The organism is Bradyrhizobium sp. JYMT SZCCT0428, from assembly GCF_018131075.1.
In the GTDB taxonomy this organism is placed as follows: domain Bacteria; phylum Pseudomonadota; class Alphaproteobacteria; order Rhizobiales; family Xanthobacteraceae; genus Bradyrhizobium.
The window spans coordinates 64,180-90,000 of sequence record NZ_JAFCLS010000011.1; the positions used below are offsets into that span (position 1 = coordinate 64,180).

Here is a 25,821-nt window from a genome sequence, read left to right on the forward strand (position 1 = left end):
TCGATAAAGGCTCGGTAGCTGACACCTTCCGCCAAACCTCTCCCTGTGGTTATGGGTCCCGGCTCAAGGCCGGGACGACGGCGATGTTTGTTGTTGCACGGTCATCCAAACGCACTTTCACCTTCTCGCGACGCATTGCGCCCGAGCTTTGCCAGAGATTTCCTTGCCCTCTTCAAATAGAGGGCGCAGGGAAGACCGGGTGCGCGCTGCACCCGCGGTCCCGTGTGCGGTTTGCACAAAACAAAGGTGCACACGAGCATACAGGGCAGCGGAGAACACCCGGCCTTCCCTGCGCAATGGCTTTACGGCTTATGCCGTGATCTCCCCGGAGACGAGTTCTTGGTTGACTCCGTCGCTGCCGTTTCCGCTTGCGCTTCTCCGACAGCTTGACGCCAGCAACGGGCGCCAGGACCACACGGTTTTGCCGTACGCTAAATCCACGCCGTCGTCAGACGTGAACCAGCGTCCACCGCAACCCGCCCAACGTCCGTGACGACGGCCGACGCCCTTCTGAGTAGGACGGGATGGCCAAAGATATGCACCTGATTTGCCGTTCTGGTAAACAGAAATATTTTTCATTTCGGGGCTTGACATCATTTCCGTAAATCAGAAGTGATTTGCCCGTCGGGCCAATTTGACGCACCTCGTAGTATGGGTAAGCGAAACCCATCCCGTGCAAGCATTGATGGGTTTCGCTTCGCTCTACCCATCCTACAACGGCATTGCGCTGCGCTACGAGTACTCAAGGACATCTCTTGCAGAAGCTGCAGCGCTTCATCGGCCCTGTGCTCGGGCACGAACAGATGATCGTGGTAATAGGCCGACACGGCATTCACGCTGATGCCGGCTTGTGCGAGCCGGCCGGTAATTGCGGCCAGAAAGCCCACCGCTTCCAGCGAGGAATGCACGGTCAGCGTGATCAGTCGCGATGCGAATTGATACGGCAACCCTGCGCTTTCGGCCTCCTCACGCCGCATCACGAGGGTGGTTCCTTCCCGTTCACGGAACAGGTGCACCGGCCTTGGTGCGGTGGGAATTTCCTCATCTGCCGGGATGCTGCAAAACACGAAGACGCCGTCGTGCATTGCCGGCTTCATGTTCTGGAGCAGCTTCGGAAGATTGCGTTCACCCGACACAGTCGTTTCCCTTTGAAGAAGCTCCCGCAGGGCGGGTTCGCTTTAACCCGCCATCTCGCACGGAGCGGTGGGTTAAAGAGGACCCGCCCTACGCAGCTGTCACTGCAATCTCAAATTTCCCCAGCGATACGAAATGACCCGTTCCCTGGTGCCGCCCGTTTCGACCAATCTTTCGGTCTGTGTTTCCGCCTCTGCTCCCGCGCGCTCGTAAAATGCACGGGCCAGGGAATTTCTGCTTAATACGGTTGCGGTCATCGCCTTATAGCCATGGCTGGCCGCGTAGTCGGCGCACGCCTCCAGGAGAGCCTTGCCTGCACCCTTCCCTATATAATCAGGATCCAGGTAGATCGCATAAGGCTCCGCGACACCCTTTTCATTGGTTGGTCCGACATCCGCGAAACCAACCATGACGCCATTGTCAAACGCTGCGAATACGCCGAACGGATCACCAATGGCCAGATGGCCCCTGTCCTTTTCAATCCAGCGGGAAGCACGGTCTTCGACAGAGAGGCCGTTGAGGTACTCAGCCGTATAGATATCCCGGTAGGTGGCGCGGGTGGCTTCGACATGAATCCGGGCAACCGCACCGGCATCATCTGGAGAAGCTCGCCTTACCGTAAATTTCTTGTCCATTTGAAATTCATAGCGGGTAGCCCGCATGAGCGGAAGCGACATGCGAGAGGCTGATAGAAAGATTCCCGGATGTCGCGGAGCCTGTCATCGGGCGCGCATTCAGGGCGCGACAATCACCCCTCAACGTCACAGCACGCATCCGCAGCGCGCCGATCGGGCATAGGCCAAAAGCCGGGGGTCGGCCTTGGAATGCGCCTCGCAAAAGCGGTCTATGATTTGGGTCACTTTCTCGCTGTGGTCTCGCTGCCAGTGTCCCAGCCCGTGTAGAGCGCTCTCCTGGCAGGCGATCGAATTGAGATCAAGGATGCGCTCCATGGTACGCAGCGCGCAATCGTGGAGAGTTGGCAGGTCCGGATCATCAGCATGAGCCAAACTCGGAAACGCATCCCACCACATGTAGCAAACACAGTTAAGCGTTCCGGCATCGGCTTCGCTTAGGTGAGATAAATTGGAAGCGCACCGCGGTTCGAACAGTTTCGTAAATAGTGCAGCTACAGACTTGACGCAGCGGACACGTTTTTTGACCGGCACATCAGTTGAACAAAGCCAGCTGTTATCGCCGCTTGCGCTCGTATTCACGAGGTAGGTCAAGCCCTGCGCAATTTGACTGTCAGCAAATCTCTGTAACGCCGGCTCGGGGTCTTCAAACAGTCGAGTGAGATAGGATACGGCTTCCATAGGTGGCGGATCCCACCAATCATGGTCCGGATCGAAGTACCAGGGCGCTTGCTGAAAGCGAACTTCGCGTCCAAATGAGTGTTCCAGCCAATCATCGAAAGTGAGTTTTTGCAGGCGCATCACGGAAGCCGCGACCAGTATATCAAGAGGCGATAATCTTGCTGCCTCTCATCGTAGAAGCTCTGAAGTCAGATCAGGTCAATCATTGCCTTCAGCCTTGACCGGCGGCTTCTGCGCGCCCTGAACGCTCCGGCTCAGCGACGCCAGCGCAGTCTTCAGCTCGTCAGAGATGGATGCGATGTCCCTGATGTCTTCGAAGGCCTGAGCGACGCGCTCACTCGCTGATTTCTCGAATGGTTCGAAGCCTTCAGAGATGCGCGTTCCTGCTCCAAGAGCTGTAGAAGCGGCCATAGGCCCGAGCAGGAGGATTGCGGTTCCGACGATACCGATTTTACGGATGTGAGGGCTTGGCGGTGGCTGCACTGGGCGGTCGTTGGTCATGTCTCCACCTCGCGGCGCATAGGCTCGCATCATGCCAATGGTCGCGAGCAAACGGTAGATCGGACGCCTACCATTAGGAGGTACTCCCGAGCAGAGCCGCCTTCCTGTCCAACCATCAGAGCGCGGTCAGCACCATGCGCCGGCAACAGCCGCGCGAACTCGCACCCCCTGGCTAACGCCAGTTATCAGAATGATTTCTTTACGGACGTCGAATAGATCAGACGTGACGACCCCGGAATAAGGCGAGCCCATTGATACCTACGATTTTAGTGATCGCGAACCCGTTTCATTGACCTGACGGGGGCGCTAAGGAACAGGCGGCGATATCAATCCATGAACAGTTTCGATGCCGTCGTCTATCTCGCCCTGTTGATTGCCGTGGTCACCGGCTTCAACTCCGGCCTGTTGCGCAGCGCGGTCACGATCCTCGCCTATCTGCTTGCGATGCCGATCGCGGTGGCGGCCACCCCGTTGCTGGCTCCGCAGCTCGGCGGCAAGCTCGACTCGTCCCTGATGCAGAATTCGCTGCTGTTCTTTGGAATTTTCCTGATCGCCGGCATGGTGCTGGGAAAGGTGGGGCGCATGGCGCTCGATGACACCATCGGATCGGCCGGGATCGGCGATCGCCTCGGCGGCGCGGCGCTTGGCGCGGTGCGTGTCGGCCTGGTCGCGATCACGCTGGTGCTGGTTTTCGACCAGCTCGTCCCAAGCGATCGCCAGCCGGCATTCCTGACCGGCTCGCAATTGCGGCCGCTGCTTTCGGCGGCCGGGCAAAAGGGCTTCAAGTCGCTGCCGCCGGACGTCACCGCCGCCATCGACCGGCTGAAGCGAGAGCAGCGAATTTAGCAGGCAATGATCGACTGATATGCATTTCGCGCAGCGACGAGCCACTTATCATGGCCGTCGCGATTGGCTACACTGTTCCAATCGAAATCTAGAAAATCACCTGACATAACGGGAGTGAGACAGTGGATCTTGGAATCAAAGGCCGCCGCGCCATCGTATGTGCCTCCAGCAAGGGGTTGGGACGCGCCTGCGCGATGCAACTGGCCAATGAAGGCGTGCACGTCACCTTGACGGCGCGCGGCGCCGAGGCGCTGAAAAAGACCGCCGATGAAATCCGCAAGGCGCATCCCGGCGTCACCGTCACCGAGGTCGCCGGCGACATCACCACGCCCCAGGGACGCGAGGGCGTGCTCAAAGCCTGTCCCGATCCGGACATTTTGATCAACAACGCCGGCGGCCCGCCGCCCGGCGATTTCCGCAACTGGACCCGCGACGACTGGATCAAGGCGGTCGACGCCAACATGCTGACCCCGATCGAACTGATCAAGGCCACCGTGGATGGCATGATGGCGCGCAAGTTCGGCCGCATCGTCAACATCACATCCGCCGCGGTGAAATCGCCGATCGACATATTGGGCCTTTCCAACGGCGCCCGCGCCGGCCTCACCGGCTTCATCGCCGGTATCTCGCGCAAGACGGTGATCAATAACGTCACCATCAACGGCCTGCTGCCGGGTCCCTTCGACACCGACCGACTGCGCGGCACCGCAAAGGGCGAAGCCGAGAAGCGCAAGATCGACGTCGAGCAGGTGCTGGCAGAGCGTGCCAAGCTCAATCCCGCCGGACGGTTCGGCACCCCCGAGGAATTCGGCGAGGCCTGCGCCTTCCTGTGCAGCGCCAAGGCCGGCTTCATCACCGGGCAGAACATCCTGCTCGACGGCGGTGCGTTCCCGGGCACGCTCTAGTGTCGCCCACGCAGAGGGGCGCCGGATGAAAGCGGTCTGGTACGAACGGACGGGCGCTGCGCCCGAGGTGCTGACCTATGGCGACATGCCGACGCCTGATGCCGGCCCGGGCGAAGTCCGGGTGCGGCTGAAGGCGTCCGGCGTCAATCCCGCCGATGTCGGCCGCCGCGGCGGCAGCTATCGCGCGATGGAGTACCCGCGCGTGATCCCAAACAGCGACGGCGCCGGGATCGTCGATCAGATCGGCGAAGACGTCACGCAGTTGAGGGTCGGCCAGCGCGTCTGGCTGTTCAATGGCCAGCGCAACGGCCGCGCCTTCGGCACCGCGGCGGAGTACATCGCGCTATCAGAGCATCTGGTGACGCCGCTGCCGGACAGTCTTTCCTACGCGGCGGGCGCCACGCTCGGAATTCCCGGCATGACGGCGTGGTGCTGCCTGTTCTGCGATGGTCCGATTACGGGAAAAACCGTGCTGGTCACCGGCGGCGCCGGCGCGGTCGGCCACTATGCGGTGCAACTTGCAAAATGGGGCGGCGCGCAGGTGATCGCGACCGTCAGTTCGGAAGCGAAGGCCGAACAGGCGCGGCTCGCCGGCGCCGACCTCGTCATCAACTACCGCAATGATGACGTCATCGCCAAAGTGCTGGCCTTCACCGGCGGGCGCGGCGTCGACCGCGTGGTCGACGTCGATTTTGGCGGCAACATCGCCATTACGCTGAAATTGATGGCCATGAATTCCACCATCGCGGTCTACGCCACCAACGGCAATCGCACGCCGCTGGTCCCGATGCGTGACCTGATGGAAAAGTGCATCACACTCCGCGCGCTGGTGCTGTTCGCGCTGCCGCCGCCTTTGCTGGCTGCAGCCCAGGCCGACATCACGAAATGGCTCACGGCGGGCAACCGCATCCACAACGTCGCCGGGGAGTTTGCGCTCGCGGATACCGCGCAGGCGCATCTCGCGGTTGAAAAGGGCGACAAGCTCGGCACCGTCATTGTCGATTGCGCGCGGTAGTTAACTCCCTCGCCCCGCTCTTGCGGGGAGAGGGTCGGGGTGAGGGGCTAGCTCCACGAACAACTGTGCAAGTTGTCGGACCTGTACCCCCTCACCCGGCGCTACGCGCCGACCTCTCCCCGCAAGCGGGGCGAGGTAAGCAAGAAACGAAACCAGGGAGGAAGCGCTGGATGCACTGGACGATAGGCAAGGTCAAAATCACCAAGGTCGTCGAGCTCGAGACCGTCGGCAGCACGCGCTTCATCCTGCCGCTCGCGACCAACGAAGAGATCCAGAAGCTGCCCTGGCTGATCCCGCATTTCGCCAACGAAGAGGGCCGCCTCAAAATGTCGATCCATTCGCTGCTGGTGGAGACGCCGTCGCGGCGGATCATCGTCGACACCGGATTGGGAAACGACAAGCAGGGCCGCAACGTACCGACCTGGAACAACCGCCAGGACCCGTTCCTCGAGACATTGACCGCGGCGGGCTTTGCGCCTGACAGCATCGACACGGTGCTTTGCACGCACCTGCATGTCGACCATGTCGGCTGGAACACCAGGCTGGTCGGCGGCCAGTGGGTGCCGACCTTTGCCAACGCCCGCTACGTGTTCGGCAAGACCGAGTTCGAGCACTGGCGCGACCACAGCGAGGAGCCGGCCCATCTGGCCGTGTTCAATGATTCCGTTAAACCGATCGCGGATGCCGGCAAGGCCGACCTCGTGGCCAGCGACGCCAGGCTTTCGGACGAAATCACCCTGATCCCGACGCCCGGCCACAGCCCCGGCCATATGAGCATCCACATCAAATCGGACGGCCAGGAAGGCCTGCTCACCGGCGACGTCGCCCATCACCCCTGCCAGATGGCGCATCTCGACTGGTCGTCAACCGCGGATTCCGACCCCAAACAGTCAGCCGTGACGCGGCGCGAGCTGTTCGGGCGGTTTGCCGACACGCCGACGCTGGTGATCGGCGGGCACTTCAATGCCGGCCATATCAGGCGCGAGGGGGACGCCTTCAAGTTCATCGCGCTGGGGTGAACCCGGGATCGTAGGGTGGGTGGAGCCAACGGGTCGCGCCAAAGGCGCGCCCGATGACAGGCTCCGCGATACCCACCGCCCAAGACGCAAGAAAGCTGGTGGGTTACGCTTCGCTAACCCACCCTACGAATTAAGAGACCTGCAATGCGGGGCGCTTCCGTGGTTGAATTTCCCCGCCCGCTGTTCCATGAAGCATTCCAAGTAAATAAACCCCTGAGGGAGCAGTACAATGAAGCTTGTTCGTTACGGCGCGCTTGGCCAGGAAAAGCCCGGCCTGATCGATAAATCCGGCCAACTGCGCGATCTTTCAGCGCATGTGAAAGACCTCAACGGCGAGGCCTATGCGCCGGCGTCGCTGGCCAAGCTTGCCGCATTGGACCCCTCAAAACTTCCCGCCGTCGACGGCAAGCCGCGCTTCGGAGCGCCGGTCACCGGCATATCGAAATTCGTCGCGATCGGCCTCAACTATGTCGATCACGCCAAGGAAACCGGCAATCCGATTCCGCCCGAGCCGATCTTCTTCCTCAAGGCCAACACCTCGCTGAGCGGCCCGAACGACGCGATCGAGAAGCCGCGCGAGTCCAAGAAGCTCGACTGGGAAGTCGAGATCGCCGCCATCATCGGCACCCGCGCCAAATATGTCAGCGAGGCCGACGCGCTCAATCACGTCGCCGGCTACTGCGTCTGCAACGACGTCTCCGAGCGCTACTTCCAGCAGGAGCGCGGCGGGCAATGGACCAAGGGCAAGTCGCACGACACGTTCGGCCCGGTCGGCCCGTGGCTGGTGACCAAGGATGAAATCGCCGACGTGCAGAAGCTGTCGATGTGGCTCGACGTCAACGGCAAGCGCTGCCAGACCGGCTCGACCTCGACCATGATCTTCACCATGGCGAAGTGCATCGCCTACGTCTCAACGTTCCTCACGCTGCTGCCCGGCGACATCATCACGACGGGCACGCCCCCCGGCGTCGGCGCCGGCATGAAGCCGCCGCAATTCCTCAACGTCGGCGACGTCGTCACCCTCGGCATCGAAGGGCTCGGCGAACAGCGGCAGCAAGTCATCGAGGCGTGAGGCTGGTGGTGCTTGCTCACTAGTCGTCATGGCCGGGCTTGACCCGGCCATCCACGTCTTTCTCGCCGATCGACCACTAAGACGTGGATGCCCGGGTCAAGCCCGGGCATGACGGAGGAGAAGAACCTTGCAAGGAATAACAACATGAAACTCAGCTTCTCTCACGCCTCGCCATTCGCCCGCAAGGTCCGCATCGCCGCGATCGAGACCGGGCTGATCGACAAGATCGAATTCATTTCGGCGACGGTGGCGCCCGGCACGGCCAACGAGGAATATTCGAAGATCACCCCGCTGAAGAAGCTGCCGGTGCTGATCCTCGACAATGGCGACGTCATCCTGGATTCCTACGTGATCGTCGAATATCTCGACGAGCTTGCCGGCGGCAACAAACTGATCCCGGCCTCCGGCCCGACGCGCTGGCAGGTCAAGACCGATCACGCGCTGCTGCAGGGCATGCTCGATGCCATGCTGCTGTGCCGCTACGAGAAGATGGTGCGGCCGCAGGGACTGCAATGGCAGGCCTGGTCCGACGACCACTGGAACCGGGCGTGGACCGGCATGGCGCGGTTCGAGAACAAGCCCGACGTGCTATCGCGGCCGTTCGACATCGTGCAGATCGGCCTCGTTTGCGTGCTCGGCTATGCCGATTTCCGCTTTGCCGATTGCGGCTGGCGCAAGGCGTTTCCTAAGCTCGATGCCTTCCATCATAAAATGCTGGAGCGGCCGTCGGTGAAAATCTCGGTACCGCCGGCGGCGTAACGACGGAGACGGCAGCATGCGCGAGGGCGGCAGAAAATTGCGGCGCCTCGGCATTGCTGCCGTGCTCCTGCTGGCAGTGGCCGCAACAGCGCGGGGACAAACCGGCATGGCTTGCGGAACGCCCACCACCCTCGACGATGGCTGGACCATAGCTTCCCCCGAAAGTGTCGGCCTCGATGCCGCACGGCTTTGCGCCATCGCCGCGCGCCTGAAGGAAACTCAGGCCAACGTCCACGCCGTGGTCATCGTCCGCCACGGCAAGCTCGTGTTCGAACAATATTTCGCCGGCTATGACGAGCCCTGGGGCCAGGGCGGCGGCCAGCACGCGTTCGACGCCACGACGAAGCACGACATGCGTTCGGTATCGAAGAGCGTGATCTCGCTTTTGGTCGGCATCGCGATCGACCGCAAGCTGATCGCGAGCGCGGACGAGCCCGTCGTCAAATTCTATCCGGAATATGCTTCCGTCAAATCGCCGGGCTGGGACCAGGTCACGCTCCGCCATCTGCTCACAATGTCGTCCGGCATGCAGTGGGACGAGAACCGTGCCTGGACTGATCCCAAAAACGACGAACCGCATCTGGGCAGCGAGAGCGACCCGATCCGCTATATCCTGTCGAAGCCGATCGCAAAGCCGCCGGACGTCGCGTGGACCTATAATGGCGGCGGGACGGATCTGCTCGGCAGCATCCTCGAACGCGTCTCCGGCAAGCCGCTCGAAGCGTTCGCGCGCGAGGTTCTGTTCCAGCCGCTGGACATTACCGACGTGGAATGGATGACCTATGCGAAGAACGGCAAGATCGCCTCCGCCGCCGGTCTTCGGATACGGCCGCGCGATGCCGCCAAGCTCGGCCAGCTCGTGCTCAATCGCGGCACATGGGGCGGCAAACAAATCATCTCGTCCGAATGGATCGAGCAATCGGTTCGGCCGCGCTTCCAGGCGATCGGCTATTTCGGCGGACTGTTTTTCTACGGCCAGCAATGGTGGATGGGCCGCTCGATCGCGCAGGAAAAGGAAGTGAAGTGGATTGCCGCGATGGGCCTCGGCGGCCAGCGGATATTCATCGCGCCCGACCGCGACCTTGTGGTGATGACGACATCCGGGCTTTACTGGCATCCGGGCCAGGGCAACGGGGCGCTCGACATGATGGCGAACTACATCCTTCCCGCCGTGCGCGACAGCAAGAACAAGGAAAAACCATGAGCCTGAAATTCACCGTCGGCGATCTCACCATCCACCGCATCATCGAGCAGGAAACCACCTTCGTGCCGGCGCTGGAGATGCTGCCGGGGCTGACGCCGGAAGTGCTGGCGGAAAATCGCGGCTGGATGCAGAAGGCCGGCGCACTCGACGCCAATGACGTGCTGATCCTGTGCTTCCAGTCCTACATTGTAAAAACGCCGCACCACACGATCCTGATCGACAGCTGCATCGGCAACGACAAGCCGCGGCCGCTGCGTCCGAAATGGAACATGAAGACCGACGACACTTACGCGCGCGCGCTCGCCGCGGCGGGATTCTCGGTCGGCGATATCGACTATGTCATGTGCACGCATCTGCATGTCGACCATGTCGGCTGGAACACGCGGCTGGAAAACGGCCGCTGGGTGCCGACCTTCCCGAAGGCGCGTCATATTTTCGGCAAGGCCGAATTTGACTACTGGACCGAGACGCATGCCAAGACGCCAGTGCCGCCGTTCGGCGACAGCGTGTTGCCGGTGGTCGAAGCCGGACAGGCCGAAATCGTGCGCGACGATTTTGCGATCGGCGACCACGCGCGCCTGTTGCCAACGCCGGGTCACACCCCCGGCCATCTCGCCTTCACCTTTGGCCGCGGCAAGGACGATGCGGTATTCTCCGGCGATCTGATGCATTCGCCGCTGCAGACGCGCTATCCGGAAATGTCTGTCAAGTTCGACGTCGATCAGGCGGCGGCGGGCGTCACGCGCCGCAGCTTCCTCGAACGCTACTGCGACACCGACACGCTGTGCTGCACCGCGCATTTCCCCTCGCCTTCGGTCGGAAGGATCCGCCGCGCCGGCAACGGATTTACCTGCGAGGCGATATGAGCGCGGCCCAGAATACGCCCGCCTTCGAGACCCTCGCGCTGGAGCAAGTGGACGAGCACGTGACGATCGTGCGGTTGAACCGGCCGGATGCTTCCAACGCGCTCAACACTCAGATGGGCCGCGATCTCGTGCGCTGTTTCGAGGATGTCGCGCTCGACCCGGCCAATCTGCGCTGCATCGTCCTGACCGGGTCCGGCGACAAGGCGTTATGCGCCGGCGGCGACCTGAAAGAGCGCCGCGGCATGACCGACGAGCAATGGACGCGCCAGCACGTCATCTTCGAGCGGATGGTGCGGGCGCTGATGTCGACTGCCCGGTCCCGATCATCGGCGCCGTCAATGGTGCGGCCTATGGCGGCGGCTGCGAGATCGCAGGTTGCTGCGACTTCCTCTACGCTGCTGACACAGCACGCTTTGCGCTGACCGAGGTCACGCTCGGCATCATGCCGGGCGGCGGCGGCACGCAAACCCTGCCCCGCGCGGTCGGCGAGCGCCGCGCCAAGGAACTGATCCTGACCGGTAAACCGTTTACGGCAGCGCAGGCGCGCGATTGGGGCCTCGTCAACGAAGTGTTCCCGCAGGCCGATCTGTTGCGCGAAGCGCTGGCGACCGCCTCGCATATCGCCCGCAACGCCCCGATCTCGACCCGCCAGGCCAAGCTCGCGATCCACCGCGGCCTGCAATCATCGCTGCGCGACGGCCTCGCGCTCGAGATCGAGGCCTATAACCGGATGGTGCCGACCGAGGACCGCCGCGAAGGCGTGCTGGCGTTCAACGAGAAGCGGCCGCCGAACTTCAAGGGCAAATGAATAATTCTTTCGTCATGGCCGGGCTTAGCCGTCTGAAGGACGGCGTCGCTTCCGCTCGCCTATGCCCGGCCATCCACGTCTTTGGTGGCGACGGAAGAGTAAGACGTGGATGCCCGGCACAAGGCCGGGCATGACGGCGGCTGAGAGTGACTAGCCTCAATCGAACAGGTTCGGCGTGTGGTTCACCACCGCGCCCTCGATCGCCAGCATCTTCAATTTCGTCACCACGCCGCCATTGGCGGAGAAGCCGCCCGGCTTGTTGCCCGCCGCCAGCACGCGGTGGCAGGGCACCACGATCGGACAGGGGTTGCGGCCGAGCGCCTGGCCGACGTCGCGCGACAGTTCGACCCCGCCGAGCTTTTTCGCGATATCGCCATAGGTCATGGTCTGGCCCGGCGGAATGCTGCGCGCGATGTCGTAGACCCCGCGGTTGAATTCGGGCACGCCGTCGAGGTCGAGCACGACATCCGAAAGGTCGTTCGGCTTGCCGGCCAATAGCTCGACGATACCCTCGATGGCGGCCTGCACCTTGGCCGGCGGCTGCGCCTCGTCGATGTCGCCATGGCGCTGCTGCAGCCGGGTGCGGGTCTTCTTCTCATCGCCCATCGGCAGTTGCACCGACACAATGCCGCGCTCGCCCCACACGATGCCGCAGCGGCCGATCGGGGTGTCGAATATCGCAAATTGCTGTTCGGTCATGATCTCGCTCCAGATCCTCTCGCTCCGATAGTTTAGAGCTTGATGCTGGTCCCAAATCTAGGCTTGGAGATTGTTGCTATCCACCCGAAACCTGAGGGAACTTGACGGCATAAACAACTTCCGATGATGTGGGATATTCACCGCGCCATTCAATGGCGCCGCCCCGCACACCGAGCCCCTTATGCAAACCCTCCCCGTCAACGGCTTCGACATGGCCTATCTCGAGGCCGGTGATGGCCCGCCGCTGGTCTGCGTGCACGGCTCGCTGTGCGACTTCCGGATCTGGTCGTCGGTGATGGGGTTGCTGTCGAAAAAACACCGCGTGATCGCGCCGTCGTTGCGGCATTTCTTCCCTGACCATTGGGACGGCGTCGGCGACACCTATTCGATCGCACAGCATGTCGACGACGTGATCGCCTTCATCGAGAAACTCGGCGTTGGGCCGGTTGATCTGATGGGCCACTCCCGCGGCGGGCACATCACGTTTCGCGTCGCGCAGCGCCGGCCGGACCTGTTGCGCAGGCTGATCCTGGCCGAGCCCGGCGGCGAACTCGACGCCTCGCTCGATCCCGCCTACAAGCCCGGCCCCTCCCCAATCGCGGCCCGGATTGCGGCATCCGCGGAAGTCATCGCCAAGGGGGATATCGACGGCGGGCTTGCCATCTTCATCGACGCGCTGGAAGGCCCCGGCGCCTGGAAGCGGATGCCGGCGACGCCGAAGCAATTGCTGCGCGACAACGCCACCACGCTGATCGGCCAGATGCGCGACGCCCGTCCGCCCTTCTCCAAGGCGGATGCGGAAGCGATCAAGACGCCGACGCTGTTCATCGGCGGCGCCAACACCCGGGGCACGATTCCGCTGGTGCTGCGCGCGCTGGCCGCGAACGTGAAGGGCTCACGCACCGAGATGATCCCCCGCACCACGCATCCGATGTTCGAACAGGCGCCGCGGAAATATTGCGAGATCGTGCTCGCATTCCTGGCAGAGGCTTGATCCCATGCAGACGCTTCCCGTCAACGGCTACGACATCGCCTATCTCGACGTCGGACAGGGCCAGCCGCTGGTCTGCGTCCACGGCACGCTCGGCGATTTCCGCACCTGGTATCCTGTGCTCGGACCGCTGTCGAAAAAACACCGCGTGATCTCGCTCAGCCTGCGGCACTTCTTTCCCGAACACTGGGACGGCGTCGGCAACGACTATCTGATGGCGCAGCATGTCTCCGACGTGATCGGCTTCATCGAACAAACGAAACTCGGCCCCGTCGACCTGATGGGCCATTCCCGCGGCGGCCATATCGCCTTTCGCGTCGCCGAGCAGCGGCCGGATCTATTGCGCAAGCTGGTGCTCGCCGAGCCCGGCGGCGACCTCGACGCCACGCTCAGTTCAGCCGGTGCGGGCCCGGGTTCGTCGGCGATTGCGGCGCGGATTCCGGCCGCCGTGGAGAAAGTAAAAGCCGGCGATGTCGACGGCGCGCTCGACCTGATCGTCGATATGATCGATGGCGAGGGCACCTGGAAGCGGCTGCCGGCCGCGCCCAAACAGCAGCTCCGCGACAATGCGTTCACGCTAATCGGCCAGGTCGGTGAGAAGCGCCGGCCATTTTCACGCAGCGAAGCGGAATCGATTGGGATGCCGACTTTGCTGATCGGCGGCGGCGACACGCAGGGCTCGCTGGCCCAACTCTGGCGCGTGCTGGCGCAGCATATTCCGGGCGCGAGGACGGCCGTGATCCCCGGCGCCCGCCACTGGATCTTCGATCAGGCGCCGCAGGAATACTCCGAGGCCGTAATGGAATTCTTGGCGGCGTGAGCGCCGCCGGTCGATCACTTTTCATCGAGACGCCATGCGCCGTCCCAATCGGCGGCCGGCGGGTTTTCCTGAAACTCACCGATGCGTTTGATGAATACCCTGGACGGACCGTCGCCCGGGACGGCTTCGAGCCCGGCGCTGAAGGCGTGACGCGCGTCGTCCCAACGGCGCTCGCGATAGGCGGCGAGCCCTTTCGAATAGCTGTCGAGCAGCGACACCTGCTCCGGCTTGAGTTCGTCCTCGCGCCCGATGATCTCGAACACCGTCTCCGGCTGGCTCTGGCCGACCACGACCAAGCGGTCGATCTCGCGAAACGCTAATCCGTCGCCGGCTGCTGCGATGGTCGGCGCCGAGACCAGGCAATGGCTGCCATAGGCCTTGTTGGCGCCCTCCAGCCGCGACGCCAGATTCACCGCGTCGCCCATCACAGTGTAGCTCATCATGAATTCCGAACCGATGCTGCCGACCAGCACCTCGCCGGTCGCAACGCCGATACGGACGTCGCAATCGCTCGGCACCGTGCGCACGCCGAGCAATTCGGGAAGCTCCGTCCGCAACGCCGTCCCGCGGCGGGCCATGTCGATCGCAGCCAAACAGGCAAGCCGCGCCTGCTCGCCGTCTTCGTTGAACGGAGGACCCCAATAGGCCATGATCGCATCGCCGATATATTTGTCGATGATGCCGTGATGGTTGCGGATCGGCCCCGACATCGTCGACAGATAATGGTTCATCACCTTGACCAGCCCCTGCGGCGTCATGCCCGTGCTGAGGCTGGTGAATCCCTTCATGTCGCAGAACAGCACCGTCATCACGCGCCGCTCGCCGTCGGTTGCGGTCTGCGCCTGCCGGTCGATCAACCCAGCGACGACGCGCGGGTCGATATAGCGGCCGAAGGTCTCGCGCATCTTCTCCTTGTGGCGCAACTGTTCGACCATGTTGTTGAACGCGGATGTGAGCTGGCCGATCTCGTCCCGCGTGGTGACGTCGATCGATCCATCGAGGCGGCCGGCCTCGACGGCGCGGGTGCCATCCAGCAGCCGCCGGACCGGCCGGGTGATGCCCATGCTGACGAAGATCGCGAACATCAACCCCAATACGGCCGCCAGTACCGTCAGGATCATAGAGATCACGATGGCCTTTTGCTGGTCACGCATCGTCACCACGGCATCGCTGCGGACCTGCGCCAGCATATCTTTTCGGATTTCTTCGACCTTCTGGTTGAAATCGTCGCGCAGCGTATCGGCCCGGGCGAGGCTCGCCCTTACCTCGGCGAAATTACCGGAAGCCAGCAGCGGCAACATCCGCTTGTTCTCATCGCTTAGGTAGCGGCGAAGGTCCTTGTTGACGTTCTCGATCCGGTCGTCGATCCGGCCGAGTCTGGCGTTATCGGAGTCGGTCGAGGTGTCGTCGATGATCGCATTGATCAGCACCCGCGCGGCCTGCGCTTCCTGATCGATTTCCAGGCCTTTCGCCTCATAGGTCTTCTGGTGCTCCGCAAACGCGGCGTCGTCGGGCGGTGACTGCGTCTTTGCGATCACCATTCGGCGGACGGCCAGCGCCTGCTCCAGCGAGCGGACATTCATCCGCGCCAGGTGCCCGTAGGCCTCGACATATTTGCTGCTGAGCTCATCGAGCTGATGGGCGACCTTTCGCGTCATCACCGTCGAAAGAACCGATGTGATCGCCATCAGGATGATCAGCCCGACCGCGATGGCAAGGATTCGTTTCCGGATCGACGGTCGCAACATGGCTCGGGGCTCTGACATAACGGGCGGACCGGAATGGATGGCGGGGCAAACGAAAAAGCCCGGCCGATCGGATCGGCCAGGCTTGTTCTTTAGCTCGCGCAGGTAAATTAAGCACGAGCCCGCGGGTTATAATTGGTGAGGGTTTCTGTTGGACTCCAAGCGGAGCACCGTTCTTGCCACCTCCCCCCTTGCGGGGGAGGTCGAACGCGAAGCGTTCGGGAGAGGGGTGGCCACGGCGGGACCGCCCGTGTGAACCCCTCTCCCCGCCCCTCCCCCGCAAGGGGGGGAGGGAGCATGAACAGTGTGCCTTAGGGCTCACACCTTCCAGACGCCCACCGGCTGGCGCACCGCGACGTTGAGCCTGTTCCAGACATTGATATTGGCGATCGCCAGGACCAGCGCTGCAAGCTCCGCTTCGTCGAAATGCTTGTCGGCCTCGTTCCAGATCGCATCCGGCACCGGGTCGGCGCGGTCGCTGATGCGGGTCAGCGCTTCCGTCAGCGCCAATGCGGCGCGCTCGGCCTCCGTGAAGTAGGGCGTGTCGTGCCAGGCCGCGACCGCGAACAGCCGCTCATCGGTCTCGCCGGCTTTCCTGGCGATCTTCGGGTGCATGTCGACGCAGACGCTGCAGCCGTTGATCTGGCTGGCGCGCAGATGCACCAGTTCGAGCAGCTTTTCCGGCAAGCTGTTCTTGGTCAGTTCGCCGAGCGCGTGCAGCGCTTTCATGGCGTCGGGAACGACCATGACGGGGTGGTTCATTCGAGCCTGCATCATTTCTCTCTCCATCCTTTGGTTCGGTTTTGACGTGACCGCGCCGATTTGCTGTCACATCGGCGGGGTTTCGTTCGTCATAGCCATGACGAGACACGACATGGGAATGTGACCGATGGACGAGAAAAAGTTTCTGGCCGAGAAATTCGAGGCCAACCGGGCCCATCTGAGGGCGGTGGCCTACCGCATGCTGGGATCGACCGCCGAGGTCGACGACGCCGTGCAGGAGACCTGGCTACGGTTGAGCCGTACCGATACCGGCGCGGTCGAAAACCTCGGCGGCTGGCTGACCACGGTGGTCGCCCGCGTCTGCCTCGACATGCTGCGGTCACGCAAATCGCGGCGCGAGGAACCGATGGGCCCGGACGTGGCGGAACCCATCGCCAACGACGAACACGAGCGCGATGCTGATATGGCCGATTCCGTCGGCGCGGCGCTGTTGGTGGTGCTGGAGACGCTGGCGCCGGCCGAACGGCTGGCGTTCGTGCTGCACGACATGTTCGCTGTTCCCTTTGAGGAGATCGCGCCGATCGTCGGCCGCACGCCCGCCGCAGCGAGGCAACTCGCCAGCCGCGCCCGCCGCCGGGTGCAGGGCACCCCGCCCGCGCCGGACGCCGATTTCAGGCGGCAGAAACAGATCGTCGATGCGTTTCTGGCGGCCTCGCGCGGCGGTGACTTCGAAGGGCTGCTCGCGGTGCTGGATCCTGACGTGGTGTTCCGCGCCGACCAGGCCGCCCAGCGGCTGGGTTCGCTGCCGGAAATCCGCGGCGCGGCGGCGGTTGCCGAAACCTTCAAGGGCCGCGCCCAGGCTGCAAAGCCCGCGCTGGTCGACGGCGCGCTGGCGGTCGCTGTCGTGCTCGGCGGGCAATTGCGCATCGTGCTGCGGCTGACCATCAGCGGCGAGCGGATATCGGCGCTGGACGCGGTGGCGGACGCGGAAGCGATCGGCACGTTCGACGTGGAAGTGCTTGCGCCCGGCTAGCTTCTGCCAGAATTCCACACTTGAAGGCCCCTTGACCGGGCAGGCTGCCGGGGGTATCCATATCGAATACGGAATTCCGTATTCCATTTTGGACCCCTGGCATGATCCCGTTAGATCCGCTCCCCAACCTGATCGACCAAGTCTATGCCCGGATCCTCGAGGCGATCATCGATCGCACGCTGCCGCCGGGGCAGCGCATCACCCAGAACGAGCTGGCCGAGAAGCTTGGCGTATCGCGCCAGCCGGTTTCCCACGCCCTGCATCTGCTGCACCGGCAGGGCCTAGTGGCCGAGAGCGGCCGCCGCGGCTTTGAGGTCACCGAGCTGGACCCGGCGCGTATCCGGCAGCTCTACGAGGTCCGCGGGGCCATCGACGCCCTGGCGGCACGACTTGCCGCCGGACGCGTGAAAACCGACACGGCCGGGCGCGCGGCGCTGGACGCGGCCCTGGAGGCCGGCCGGACCATCGGCGAGGACACGCCGCTGGCGCGGCTGATTGCACTCGACGTCGATTTTCACAGCGCGATCTACCGCCTCGCAGGGAACCCTGCGATCGAGGAAATGATCGCGCCGCAATGGCCGCATATGCGCCGCTCGATGGCCACCGTGCTGGCCGAACTCGATTACCGCGACAGCGCCTGGAGCGAACACGAGGCGATCGCCGTGCAGATCCTGGCCGGCAATGCCGGGAAAGCCGAGGCTGCGGCATTGGCGCATGCGCAAACGGCGGGACGGATGACGGAGGAAAGACTGAAGGCGACGGACAAGGCGGCGTAGCAGCAGGGAATCCTCATCCTGAGGAGCGGCGAAGCCGCGTCTCGAAGGATGGGCCGGCGGCCTCATGGTTCGAGACGCGCGAAGACGCGCTCCTCACCATGAGGGGAGAGAAACAAAAACAAAGGGAGAGACGACCATGAAACTCACGCAAGAACAGATCGACTATTTCAACCGCGAAGGCTGGCTGTTTCTGCCCGAGCTGTTCAGCCCCGAGGAAGTGGCCTATCTCGCGCGCGAGGCCGTCAGCATCTATGACGCTGATCGACCCGAGGTGTGGCGCGAGAAGAGCGGCGCGCCGCGCACCGCCTTTGCCGCCCATCTCTACAACGAGGCGTTCGGCGCGCTTGGGGCGCATCCGCGCATGATCGAGCCGATCGAGCAGCTGTTCGGCGAAAAACTTTACATGCACCAGTTCAAGATCAACGCCAAAGCCGCCTTCACCGGCGACGTCTGGCAATGGCACCAGGATTACGGCACCTGGAAGCGCGACGACGGCATGCCGGAGCCGCGCGCGATGAACATCGCGATCTTCCTCGACGAGGTGATGCCGATCAACGGCCCCCTGATGCTGGTGCCGAAGAGCCAGACCGCCGGCGACCTCAAGGCCTCGCACGATCTGGAGACCACCTCCTATCCGCTATGGACGCTGGACGAGGCCACGGTGACGAGGCTGGTGCAGGAAGGCGGCATCGTCGCGCCGACCGGCAAGGCCGGCGGCATGCTGATGTTCCACGGCAATCTGGTGCACGGTTCGGCCGGCAACATCACGCCCTATCCGCGCAAGATCGTCTATTTGACGCTGAATGCGGTCTCGAACTACATCCGCACCCCGACACGGCCGGAGTATATCGCCCACCGCGATTTCACGCCGATCCAGACCGTGGATGACGACGCGCTGCTGCGGCTCGCGCGGGCGCATCGCCAGGCGGCGGAGTAGTCGTCAAAGCCGCATTTCAATCAGCCGTCATTCCGGGGCGACGCGCAGCGTCGAGCCCGGAATCCATAACCACGATCGGGAGTATGGATTCCGGGCTCGCGCCAAGAGGCGCGCCCCGGAATGACGAGAAGTAGAACGGATTCCCCGCCATGAACCTCCACCACCTCCTCCAGGCCCGCCATGCCGCCGGCAAACCGGTTCGCGTCGCGCTGATCGGCGCCGGCAAATTCGGCTCGATGTTCCTGGCACAGGTGCCGCACACGCCGGGACTTGAGGTGCCGCTGATCATCGATCTCGACCGCGACCGCGCGCGCGAGGCGTGCCGAACCGTCGGCTGGGACCAGGAGCGGATCGCACGGACCGCCTTCACCGATGACGGCCTGCGCGCGATCGCCGGCGGGGCGATGGATGTCGTGGTGGAAGCGACCGGCAATCCGGCCGTCGGCATCCGGCATGCCCGCGCCGCGATTGCGGCCGGCAAGCATGTCGTGATGGTCAATGTCGAAGCCGATGTGCTGGCAGGCCCCCTGCTCGCCGAGGAAGCCCGCAAGGCCGGTGTGGTCTATTCGCTGGCCTATGGCGATCAGCCGGCGCTCACATCAGAGATGGTGGACTGGGCGCGCGCCACTGGATTCCGCGTCGTCGCCGCCGGCAAAGGAACAAAATATCTGCCGGCCTATCACGACGTGACGCCGGAAGGCGTTTGGGGTCATTACGGCCTCACCGCCGATGAGGCGCAATCGGCCGGCATGAATCCGCAAATGTTCAACTCGTTTCTCGACGGCACCAAATCCGCGATCGAGATGGCGGCAATCGCCAACGCTTGCCAGCTCGACGTGCCGACGGGCGGCCTGCTGTTTCCACCCTGCGGCGTCGACGACCTGCCGCATGTGATGCGGCCGCGCGACAAAGGCGGCGTGCTCGAGAAATCCGGCGTGGTGGAAGTGGTGTCGTCGCTGGAGCGCGACGGCAGGGCGGTGTTTCGCGATCTGCGCTGGGGCGTCTACGTCGTGCTGGAAGCGCCGAACGATTACGCCGCCGACTGTTTCAAGCAATACGGGCTGAAGACCGACGCTTCGGGCAGGTTTGCGGCGATGTACAAGCCGTATCATCTGATCGGACTGGAGCTGAACATCTCGATCCTGTCGGCGGCGTTGCGTAACGAGCCGACCGGGCAACCGCATGGTTTTCGCGGGGACGTCGCCGCGGTCGCGAAACGCGATCTGCGCGCCGGCGAAATGCTCGACGGCGAAGGCGGCTACACGGTGTGGGGCAAATTGATGCCGGCAGCCGCCAGCCTCAAGGCCGGCGCGCTGCCGATTGGTCTCGCCCATCGCGTCAAACTGAAGAACAACGTCGCCCACGGCGCCGTGGTGCGCTGGAGCGATGTCGAGGTCGACGAAGCCAACGATACCATCAAGACGCGCAAGGCGATGGAAGCGAAGTTTGCGCGCGGCTCCTGATTTGCCGTGGGCCGTGCCAACTTGGCGCGGCCGTCACGCCCAGACGTTGCCCAACTTCGTCGCCAGCCACTTTGCCAGCGCGGCGTTGACGGCAACGGGGCACTCCTGCGCCATCCAGTGGCCCGATTGAACCACCACTTCGGTCAGATTCACACAGTGCTCGCGCATCGGTTCGGCAAGGCGCGAGCCCATTGTATCGCAAGTCACATCATGCGCCGCATGCAGGAACAGCACCGGCATGCCGAGCCTGCCGCCGTTGACTGCCTTTGCCGCGTAAGCCACGTTCCGATCGTGGTTCATGTACCAGGAGTCCGGACCGAAGAAGCCGTTGCGTTCCAGCGCGGCCGTGTACGCGGCAAGGTCCGCTTCGGTCAGCACATCGGTATCGAGGGGCACGTCGGGCGCCATGCCCGCACCGCCAAACCAGCCGCCATCCTGACGCATCGTGGACGTGCGGGACGGTTGACCTCGCCCCGCCGGATTGCCCTTGCGGAACAGCGCCTTCACCGTGTTGCGCGTATTGGCCTCGAAGGCGGCGGACGCGGCCGGAAAATTCTCCTGGTAGAATAGCTGATACTCCCACTGGCCTGCCGGGAATTTGCTCTCCGGGTAGAGCGTCCGATCCACCAGGGGGAGGAAACTTTTCGGCGCGAAGCCGCCGGGCAGATAAGGCACGCACAGATTGGCAACGCCATGGCATCGATCCGGATGATGGCTGGCGATATCCCAAACGACGGGGCTTCCCCAGTCGTGCCCCACCCAGACGGCTTTCTCGCGTCCGAACGAGTCCAGTAGTTCGATCATGTCGCGCACACTGTTTTCGACGGCGTAATCCGCGTGCTGTCCGTAGACGCTGGACCTGCCGTATCCACGCATGTCCGGCGCCACGCAACGGAATCCGAGTTCAGCTAACACTGGCAGCTGGTGACGCCAGCTGATCGACAGTTCGGGCCAGCCATGCAGGAAGCTGATCATCGGCGCATCGGGGGCGCCGCAGGCGAGATAAGCGGTCGTATGACGCTTCGTCTTCACGACATGCTCGGTAATCGGAAATGGCATTGCAGCTACCCCACCCGTTTGCGCTGGCCGCGAGCTTTTATAGGAGGCGGAACGACAAGATCAGGCAAGTTCAAAGATCGCGCCGCGCCTAAGTTGGCTTGCGGCGGCAGACCGCCTCGATGTTGTGGCCGTCGGGATCGAGCACGAAGGCCCCGTAGTAATCTTCGTGATAGTTCGGGCGCAGCCCCGGTTGGCCATTGTCGCGTCCCCCGGCTGTGAGCGCAGCCTGGTGAAACCGGTCCACGGTTTCCCTGTCGTGGGCCGCAAAGGCGACGTGGCTGCCGGTTTGCGAAGCGGTTTTCTCGCCGATCCAGAAGAATGCCTTGCGGTCGGCCCCATAGCCGGCGGCGGTTGGACCGTCAGCGTACAAGCGCTCGATGCCGAGCGGACGAAGCGCCTGATCGTAGAATTTCCTTGACCGCTCGAAATCGCTGACGCCCAGCGAGACGTGATCCAGCATTGCAGCCTCCTGATTATCTCGGGGATTCATGATGGCATCTGGCGAGGATCGGCGCAGCCCAAATTTGCTACGGCAGCAAGCGGCTCGATCGCGCGAGGCCGAACCATTTCCGGAACATCGCCTCGGTGTCCATCATCTCCGTAAAACCGGCCTGGTTGATCTTCACGGTCGAGACGATCGAGGGCGGGCCTGCCTGGGTGTGGCCATAGCGCATGCTGTAATCGGCGTACTGGAATGAGAGGCCGACAAATTCTTCAAGGCCGGGCGAAATCAGATTGTGCTTGCGTCGCAGTTCGTCCCACGGCGCGATCCATTTGGGATATTCCTGCGCCAGCGACAGCGGCATGGCATGGCCCGGTTTCATCTCAAGCGCGTCTGCAATCGCCGGCCAGACATTCTCCCAGGTGAAGACATCGCCATTGGTGACGTTGAAGGCTTCGTTGCGCGCGGCGGCCGCCTCGCCGGCCCAGGCGATCGCGCGCGCCAAAAGATCGACGTCGACCGCTTGCGACACCCGCGCCGCACCGCCGGGATAATCGAGCGGGCGGCCCTGCTCGCGCAACATGCCGGCATAGACGCCGAGCGGCGGGATCAGGTCCATCGCGCCGCCGATCGTCTCACCGACGATCAGGACCGGCCGCAGAATGCTCCAGTGCCAGGCCTTGCCCTGCTGCAGCTCGCGCAGGAAATTCTCCTGCGCCCAGTAGAAGTTCGGCTGCTCGTACATTTCCGAGCGGCCTTCGCGCGCCGGCACGGTGAGCGGGCGGACGTGGACGCCATAGGCCTTGGTGCCTTGCAGAAGTGCGACATGCCGAAGCTGCGGCGCGACCGGTTCGAGCGCGGCCATCAGATTGCGCAGCATCACATCGTTGATGCGGATCTGATCCTGATCGCGCCAGCCGTCGACCAGGTTGGGCGCTTCATAGAGCGCGGCGTAGACAAGATGGGTGGCGCCCTGCAATTCGGTTGCGGCACGCCGGCACTGCACGGGATCGGTGAGGTCGATCTGCACGTGCCTGGAGCCATGGAGCTCGCGCGGCCTGCGCCGCGACAGCGCCAGAACGTCGCATCCCCCGGCGGCGCCGAAGTGCCGCAATGCGGCATTTCCCACCAATCCCGTCGCGCCCGCGACCACGACCTTCTTCTCTGCCATTTTCCGGCTCCAGCAGCGGTTACCGGCCTTCCTATCGGACCAACGCCGGTCGCGTCAGTTTACGTCTTAGCCTTTCGTCGTGTGAAGGCGGGCAATTGAAGGCTCGGCCATTGCGTAAACTTATTGCAGCTGTTCGCGGCTGCAGCCGGACCAGAACCCTTGATTATCCACCCCCGATTGGTCATCCTGCCCTACGGGTTTGAAAGGATTGATCTCAATCACCTATCGAACATCGGCCATCGTCGGACAGAAACGACAAATCAAGATCGTTGTCCCGTGGTCAGTATTAAAAAACAAAAGGGGAAACGAATGAAACGTCGTGATTTTATCAAAGTAGGCGGTGTCGGTCTTGCTGCGACTGCGGTCGCATCACCCGCCATCGCGCAATCCAATCCTGAAATTAAGTGGCGGCTTGCGGCCAGCTGGCCAAAGGCGCTCGATACGCTCTACGGCGGCTGCGAATTTTTCTGCAAGCGCGTTGCCGATATCACCGACAACAAATTCCAGATTCAACCGTTCGCCGCCGGCGAAATCGTGCCGGGCCTGCAGGTGCTTGACGCTGTCTCCAACGGCACCGTCGAGATGGGCAACACGGCGCTTTATTACTATTGGGGCAAGAATCCCGCCTTCACCTTCGGCACCTCGCTGCCGTTCGGGCTCAACACGCGCGCGCATATCGCGTGGATGCGGTTCGGCGGCGGCATGGATATGCTGAACGACCTGATGAAGGAATATAAGGTCACCGGCGTCCCGACCGGCAGCACAGGCGCCCAGATGGGCGGTTGGTTCCGGAAGGAAATCAAGTCGATGGAGGATTTCAAGGGCCTGAAATTCCGCGTCGGCGGTTTCGCGGGCACCATCATCGCCAAGGTCGGCGGCGTACCGCAGCAGATCGCGGGCGGCGACATCTATCCGGCGCTCGAAAAGGGCACCATCGATGCAGCCGAGTGGGTCGGCCCCTACGACGACGAAAAGCTCGGCTTCGTCAAGGTCGCGAAGTACTACTACTATCCGGGTTGGTGGGAAGGCACCGGCCAGGGCCACAACATCATGAACACGGAGAAGTTCAACGCCCTGCCGAAGCACTATCAGGCCGCGATCGAAACCGCGTCCTACGACACGTTCAGCTGGGTCACCGGCAAGTACGACTACGTCAACGCGGCGGCCTTGAAGCGGCTCCTGGTGGCGGGTGCGATCCTGAAGCCGTTCCCGCAGGAAGTGCTGGAAGCCTGCTACAATGCGGCGAACGAGATCTACGCCGATTTGTCCAAGACCAATCCGCACTTCGCCAAGATGTACACCAGCCTGACCGCCTTCCGCGCCGAATCGGTGGCGTGGATGCAGGTGGCCGAACTGAGCTACGACAGCTTCATGATGCGGATGCGCACCAGGACCTGAGGCGTTACCGTCAAAACGACAAAAGCCCCGGAGAATTTCTCCGGGGCTTTTTTTGTTGGGCGGCTTGACCGCGGTCTTGTTGCTAGTCTTCGCTGAGCGCCTCGGCGAGCTTGTCGTAGTACTTCGTCACCAGGTCGATATTGCCCTTGTTCTGGATCACCGGCTGCGGCGATTTCAGCGCCTCGTTGAGATCGGCAAGCGCCTCCTTCTTGTCCTTGGCCGACATTTTCTTGTCGGCCTGGACTTGAGCGATTGCTGTCTTGAGAACCGTTTCGGCGCCGACATACTTCTTGGTCGCCTGATCGAAGCCGCTCAGCACCAATGTGATGTTGTCGACGACGATGTTGTAATCGTCAAAGCTGGCAAAACCGTTCTTCTTGGCGATGCCGTCGAGCTGCGCGGTAATCTTGGGATCCGGCTTGGCGTTCTCGTCGATCTTTTCGGTGATCGGGTCCATTTCCTTGGCGGCGGAGAGCACGCCCTGAATATGGGCTTCGGTCAGCGCGATCTGCTTGAGCGGAGCTTCCTGCTGGGGCGGCGGGGGAGCCGGCGCGGGAGCGGCCTGCTTCGGCGGCGCCTGCTTGGCCTGCGCCATCGCTTCGCCGCCGGACGACGCGGTCATCGCAAATGCGAGGCAGGCCATCGCGAGCGCGAGACTCGTCATCGCAAACGCGTGACGGGCAACACTCAAGGCACGAACGGCAGGGCGGGCAATCTCACGCATGGCAGTCTCCTTAAGGTGTTCAGTGCGGGTTCTTGGATGGGTCAGGCGCGACCCGGGCGCGGTTCAACGAATGGGCCTGCGAATCTGGCGGCAAATAATGGCGGAAACATCAAAATCGGCGCCAGCTTAGCGCTTGCCCGCCGGATGGGGATAACGATTTTGCGATCCGGCAGGCTTTTTCGAGAGCCGAAGATTTTCCCGATCCGGATGCGCGGGGGAATGCCGGGACCGCGGGCGCGCTGTGAGGCCCCGGCTCGAGATCCATCGGCCAGCGAACACTTCGGCTTGAAGACAATCAGCCCTGCGACATCGGCCGACAAGCGGTTTGGCCACAAACAAAAACGCCGCCTCCCCGAAGGGAAGCGGCGTTTTGTTTGATCGTGACACGTAAAGAGGAA

27 protein-coding genes and 1 pseudogene are annotated in these 25,821 nt (G+C 63.0%); 17 read left to right on the plus strand and 11 right to left on the minus strand.

Annotation, left to right across the window (positions count from 1 at the left end; translation table 11 throughout):
* Positions 1-746: 746 nt before the first annotated feature.
* The 4 genes and pseudogenes from JQ575_RS44580 to JQ575_RS13325 form a co-directional block, all read right to left on the minus strand.
* Positions 747-1,136: pseudogene (locus JQ575_RS44580) on the minus strand (ACT domain-containing protein); the annotation flags it as partial.
* 99 nt (positions 1,137-1,235) lie between these two features.
* Entirely contained in the window at positions 1,236-1,769 is a 534-nt protein-coding gene (locus JQ575_RS13315; RefSeq protein ID WP_212033649.1) for a GNAT family N-acetyltransferase, read from the minus strand.
* A gap of 126 nt (positions 1,770-1,895) precedes the next feature.
* Positions 1,896-2,567, minus strand: a complete 672-nt coding sequence (locus JQ575_RS13320; RefSeq protein ID WP_212033650.1) for a hypothetical protein — start codon at positions 2,565-2,567, stop codon at positions 1,896-1,898.
* 78 nt (positions 2,568-2,645) lie between these two features.
* Positions 2,646-2,948: a hypothetical protein gene (locus tag JQ575_RS13325; RefSeq protein ID WP_212033651.1), complete on the minus strand. Its 303-nt coding sequence runs from the start codon at positions 2,946-2,948 to the stop codon at positions 2,646-2,648.
* A gap of 333 nt (positions 2,949-3,281) precedes the next feature.
* Between JQ575_RS13325 and JQ575_RS13330 the strand changes: the two genes are divergently transcribed.
* The 10 genes from JQ575_RS13330 (at position 3,282) to JQ575_RS13370 (ending at position 11,442) form a co-directional block, all read left to right on the plus strand.
* Positions 3,282-3,794, plus strand: coding sequence for a CvpA family protein (locus JQ575_RS13330; protein WP_212033652.1), 513 nt, complete (start codon positions 3,282-3,284; stop codon positions 3,792-3,794).
* A 122-nt stretch (positions 3,795-3,916) separates the two neighbouring features.
* Positions 3,917-4,699 (plus strand): SDR family oxidoreductase, encoded by a 783-nt coding sequence (locus JQ575_RS13335; RefSeq protein WP_212033653.1) that lies wholly within the window; start codon positions 3,917-3,919, stop codon positions 4,697-4,699.
* 25 nt (positions 4,700-4,724) lie between these two features.
* Complete coding sequence (locus JQ575_RS13340; RefSeq protein WP_212033654.1) at positions 4,725-5,714, plus strand: NADPH:quinone reductase; 990 nt, start codon at positions 4,725-4,727, stop codon at positions 5,712-5,714.
* A 170-nt stretch (positions 5,715-5,884) separates the two neighbouring features.
* Positions 5,885-6,733 (plus strand): MBL fold metallo-hydrolase, encoded by an 849-nt coding sequence (locus JQ575_RS13345; RefSeq protein WP_212033655.1) that lies wholly within the window; start codon positions 5,885-5,887, stop codon positions 6,731-6,733.
* A 229-nt stretch (positions 6,734-6,962) separates the two neighbouring features.
* The gene (locus JQ575_RS13350) at positions 6,963-7,805 is read left to right on the plus strand and encodes a fumarylacetoacetate hydrolase family protein (RefSeq protein WP_212033656.1); all 843 of its coding nucleotides are present in this window, start codon (positions 6,963-6,965) and stop codon (positions 7,803-7,805) included.
* Between the two features lie 144 nt (positions 7,806-7,949).
* Positions 7,950-8,564, plus strand: a complete 615-nt coding sequence (locus JQ575_RS13355; RefSeq protein WP_212033657.1) for a glutathione S-transferase family protein — start codon at positions 7,950-7,952, stop codon at positions 8,562-8,564.
* A 16-nt stretch (positions 8,565-8,580) separates the two neighbouring features.
* Entirely contained in the window at positions 8,581-9,768 is a 1,188-nt protein-coding gene (locus tag JQ575_RS13360) for a serine hydrolase (RefSeq protein ID WP_212033658.1), read from the plus strand.
* A complete protein-coding gene (locus JQ575_RS13365) occupies positions 9,765-10,634 on the plus strand; it encodes an MBL fold metallo-hydrolase (RefSeq protein ID WP_212033659.1) in 870 nt (289 codons plus the stop codon). Before JQ575_RS13360 ends, JQ575_RS13365 begins: the two co-directional genes overlap by 4 nt.
* Positions 10,631-11,056, plus strand: a complete 426-nt coding sequence (locus tag JQ575_RS46070) for an enoyl-CoA hydratase/isomerase family protein (protein ID WP_312015932.1) — start codon at positions 10,631-10,633, stop codon at positions 11,054-11,056. The genes JQ575_RS13365 and JQ575_RS46070 overlap by 4 nt, the downstream gene beginning before the upstream one ends.
* Positions 11,002-11,442: an enoyl-CoA hydratase-related protein gene (locus JQ575_RS13370; protein WP_312015936.1), complete on the plus strand. Its 441-nt coding sequence runs from the start codon at positions 11,002-11,004 to the stop codon at positions 11,440-11,442. The genes JQ575_RS46070 and JQ575_RS13370 overlap by 55 nt, the downstream gene beginning before the upstream one ends.
* 156 nt (positions 11,443-11,598) lie before the next feature.
* On the opposite strand, the gene JQ575_RS13375 is transcribed toward JQ575_RS13370, so the two are convergent.
* The gene (locus tag JQ575_RS13375) at positions 11,599-12,141 is read right to left on the minus strand and encodes a methylated-DNA--[protein]-cysteine S-methyltransferase (protein ID WP_212033660.1); all 543 of its coding nucleotides are present in this window, start codon (positions 12,139-12,141) and stop codon (positions 11,599-11,601) included.
* A 181-nt stretch (positions 12,142-12,322) separates the two neighbouring features.
* Between JQ575_RS13375 and JQ575_RS13380 the strand changes: the two genes are divergently transcribed.
* The gene (locus JQ575_RS13380) at positions 12,323-13,135 is read left to right on the plus strand and encodes an alpha/beta fold hydrolase (RefSeq protein WP_212033661.1); all 813 of its coding nucleotides are present in this window, start codon (positions 12,323-12,325) and stop codon (positions 13,133-13,135) included.
* A 4-nt stretch (positions 13,136-13,139) separates the two neighbouring features.
* Entirely contained in the window at positions 13,140-13,952 is an 813-nt protein-coding gene (locus JQ575_RS13385; RefSeq protein ID WP_212033662.1) for an alpha/beta fold hydrolase, read from the plus strand.
* A 14-nt stretch (positions 13,953-13,966) separates the two neighbouring features.
* Here the strand turns inward: JQ575_RS13385 and JQ575_RS13390 are convergent, their stop codons facing one another.
* A complete protein-coding gene (locus JQ575_RS13390; protein ID WP_212033663.1) occupies positions 13,967-15,700 on the minus strand; it encodes an adenylate/guanylate cyclase domain-containing protein in 1,734 nt (577 codons plus the stop codon).
* Positions 15,701-16,015: 315 nt separating this feature from the next.
* On the minus strand, positions 16,016-16,471 hold the full coding sequence (locus JQ575_RS13395) for a carboxymuconolactone decarboxylase family protein (RefSeq protein WP_212033760.1): 456 nt from the start codon (positions 16,469-16,471) through the stop codon (positions 16,016-16,018).
* A gap of 115 nt (positions 16,472-16,586) precedes the next feature.
* Between JQ575_RS13395 and JQ575_RS13400 the strand changes: the two genes are divergently transcribed.
* The 4 genes from JQ575_RS13400 (at position 16,587) to JQ575_RS13415 (ending at position 20,629) form a co-directional block, all read left to right on the plus strand.
* Positions 16,587-17,453 (plus strand): sigma-70 family RNA polymerase sigma factor, encoded by an 867-nt coding sequence (locus JQ575_RS13400; protein ID WP_212033664.1) that lies wholly within the window; start codon positions 16,587-16,589, stop codon positions 17,451-17,453.
* A 101-nt stretch (positions 17,454-17,554) separates the two neighbouring features.
* Positions 17,555-18,229, plus strand: a complete 675-nt coding sequence (locus JQ575_RS13405; RefSeq protein WP_212033665.1) for a GntR family transcriptional regulator — start codon at positions 17,555-17,557, stop codon at positions 18,227-18,229.
* A gap of 136 nt (positions 18,230-18,365) precedes the next feature.
* The gene (locus JQ575_RS13410; RefSeq protein ID WP_212033666.1) at positions 18,366-19,166 is read left to right on the plus strand and encodes a phytanoyl-CoA dioxygenase family protein; all 801 of its coding nucleotides are present in this window, start codon (positions 18,366-18,368) and stop codon (positions 19,164-19,166) included.
* A 149-nt stretch (positions 19,167-19,315) separates the two neighbouring features.
* The gene (locus tag JQ575_RS13415; protein WP_212033667.1) at positions 19,316-20,629 is read left to right on the plus strand and encodes an NAD(P)H-dependent oxidoreductase; all 1,314 of its coding nucleotides are present in this window, start codon (positions 19,316-19,318) and stop codon (positions 20,627-20,629) included.
* A 33-nt stretch (positions 20,630-20,662) separates the two neighbouring features.
* On the opposite strand, the gene JQ575_RS13420 is transcribed toward JQ575_RS13415, so the two are convergent.
* From JQ575_RS13420 to JQ575_RS13430, 3 genes are all read right to left on the minus strand, one after another.
* A complete protein-coding gene (locus tag JQ575_RS13420) occupies positions 20,663-21,688 on the minus strand; it encodes an alpha/beta fold hydrolase (protein ID WP_212033668.1) in 1,026 nt (341 codons plus the stop codon).
* 88 nt (positions 21,689-21,776) lie between these two features.
* Positions 21,777-22,148: a VOC family protein gene (locus JQ575_RS13425; RefSeq protein ID WP_212033669.1), complete on the minus strand. Its 372-nt coding sequence runs from the start codon at positions 22,146-22,148 to the stop codon at positions 21,777-21,779.
* A 67-nt stretch (positions 22,149-22,215) separates the two neighbouring features.
* Entirely contained in the window at positions 22,216-23,301 is a 1,086-nt protein-coding gene (locus JQ575_RS13430; RefSeq protein ID WP_212033670.1) for an NAD-dependent epimerase/dehydratase family protein, read from the minus strand.
* Positions 23,302-23,610: 309 nt separating this feature from the next.
* On the opposite strand from JQ575_RS13430, the gene JQ575_RS13435 reads away from it, so the two are divergent.
* Positions 23,611-24,699: a TRAP transporter substrate-binding protein gene (locus tag JQ575_RS13435; RefSeq protein ID WP_212033671.1), complete on the plus strand. Its 1,089-nt coding sequence runs from the start codon at positions 23,611-23,613 to the stop codon at positions 24,697-24,699.
* Positions 24,700-24,781: 82 nt separating this feature from the next.
* On the opposite strand, the gene JQ575_RS13440 is transcribed toward JQ575_RS13435, so the two are convergent.
* The gene (locus tag JQ575_RS13440; RefSeq protein ID WP_409364786.1) at positions 24,782-25,321 is read right to left on the minus strand and encodes a hypothetical protein; all 540 of its coding nucleotides are present in this window, start codon (positions 25,319-25,321) and stop codon (positions 24,782-24,784) included.
* Positions 25,322-25,821: the final 500 nt, after the last annotated feature.

What these genes read in the sequence shown, in the direction of transcription:
- JQ575_RS13350 (WP_212033656.1), top strand. Translation starts at nt 6,963, where the DNA reads ATGAAGCTTGTTCGTTACGGCGCGCTTGGCCAGGAAAAGCCCGGCCTG.
- JQ575_RS13380 (WP_212033661.1), top strand. Translation starts at nt 12,323, where the DNA reads ATGCAAACCCTCCCCGTCAACGGCTTCGACATGGCCTATCTCGAGGCC.
- JQ575_RS13365 (WP_212033659.1), top strand. Translation starts at nt 9,765, where the DNA reads ATGAGCCTGAAATTCACCGTCGGCGATCTCACCATCCACCGCATCATC.
- JQ575_RS13415 (WP_212033667.1), top strand. Translation starts at nt 19,316, where the DNA reads ATGAACCTCCACCACCTCCTCCAGGCCCGCCATGCCGCCGGCAAACCG.
- JQ575_RS13325 (WP_212033651.1), bottom strand. Translation starts at nt 2,948, where the DNA reads ATGACCAACGACCGCCCAGTGCAGCCACCGCCAAGCCCTCACATCCGT.
- JQ575_RS13405 (WP_212033665.1), top strand. Translation starts at nt 17,555, where the DNA reads ATGATCCCGTTAGATCCGCTCCCCAACCTGATCGACCAAGTCTATGCC.
- JQ575_RS13315 (WP_212033649.1), bottom strand. Translation starts at nt 1,769, where the DNA reads ATGGACAAGAAATTTACGGTAAGGCGAGCTTCTCCAGATGATGCCGGT.
- JQ575_RS46070 (WP_312015932.1), top strand. Translation starts at nt 10,631, where the DNA reads ATGAGCGCGGCCCAGAATACGCCCGCCTTCGAGACCCTCGCGCTGGAG.
- JQ575_RS13395 (WP_212033760.1), bottom strand. Translation starts at nt 16,471, where the DNA reads ATGCAGGCTCGAATGAACCACCCCGTCATGGTCGTTCCCGACGCCATG.
- JQ575_RS13390 (WP_212033663.1), bottom strand. Translation starts at nt 15,700, where the DNA reads ATGTTGCGACCGTCGATCCGGAAACGAATCCTTGCCATCGCGGTCGGG.
- JQ575_RS13355 (WP_212033657.1), top strand. Translation starts at nt 7,950, where the DNA reads ATGAAACTCAGCTTCTCTCACGCCTCGCCATTCGCCCGCAAGGTCCGC.
- JQ575_RS13420 (WP_212033668.1), bottom strand. Translation starts at nt 21,688, where the DNA reads ATGCCATTTCCGATTACCGAGCATGTCGTGAAGACGAAGCGTCATACG.
- JQ575_RS13340 (WP_212033654.1), top strand. Translation starts at nt 4,725, where the DNA reads ATGAAAGCGGTCTGGTACGAACGGACGGGCGCTGCGCCCGAGGTGCTG.
- JQ575_RS13440 (WP_409364786.1), bottom strand. Translation starts at nt 25,321, where the DNA reads ATGACCGCGTCGTCCGGCGGCGAAGCGATGGCGCAGGCCAAGCAGGCG.
- JQ575_RS13425 (WP_212033669.1), bottom strand. Translation starts at nt 22,148, where the DNA reads ATGCTGGATCACGTCTCGCTGGGCGTCAGCGATTTCGAGCGGTCAAGG.
- JQ575_RS13385 (WP_212033662.1), top strand. Translation starts at nt 13,140, where the DNA reads ATGCAGACGCTTCCCGTCAACGGCTACGACATCGCCTATCTCGACGTC.
- JQ575_RS13410 (WP_212033666.1), top strand. Translation starts at nt 18,366, where the DNA reads ATGAAACTCACGCAAGAACAGATCGACTATTTCAACCGCGAAGGCTGG.
- JQ575_RS13400 (WP_212033664.1), top strand. Translation starts at nt 16,587, where the DNA reads ATGGACGAGAAAAAGTTTCTGGCCGAGAAATTCGAGGCCAACCGGGCC.
- JQ575_RS13360 (WP_212033658.1), top strand. Translation starts at nt 8,581, where the DNA reads ATGCGCGAGGGCGGCAGAAAATTGCGGCGCCTCGGCATTGCTGCCGTG.
- JQ575_RS13430 (WP_212033670.1), bottom strand. Translation starts at nt 23,301, where the DNA reads ATGGCAGAGAAGAAGGTCGTGGTCGCGGGCGCGACGGGATTGGTGGGA.
- JQ575_RS13320 (WP_212033650.1), bottom strand. Translation starts at nt 2,567, where the DNA reads ATGCGCCTGCAAAAACTCACTTTCGATGATTGGCTGGAACACTCATTT.
- JQ575_RS13345 (WP_212033655.1), top strand. Translation starts at nt 5,885, where the DNA reads ATGCACTGGACGATAGGCAAGGTCAAAATCACCAAGGTCGTCGAGCTC.
- JQ575_RS13375 (WP_212033660.1), bottom strand. Translation starts at nt 12,141, where the DNA reads ATGACCGAACAGCAATTTGCGATATTCGACACCCCGATCGGCCGCTGC.
- JQ575_RS13435 (WP_212033671.1), top strand. Translation starts at nt 23,611, where the DNA reads ATGAAACGTCGTGATTTTATCAAAGTAGGCGGTGTCGGTCTTGCTGCG.
- JQ575_RS13330 (WP_212033652.1), top strand. Translation starts at nt 3,282, where the DNA reads ATGAACAGTTTCGATGCCGTCGTCTATCTCGCCCTGTTGATTGCCGTG.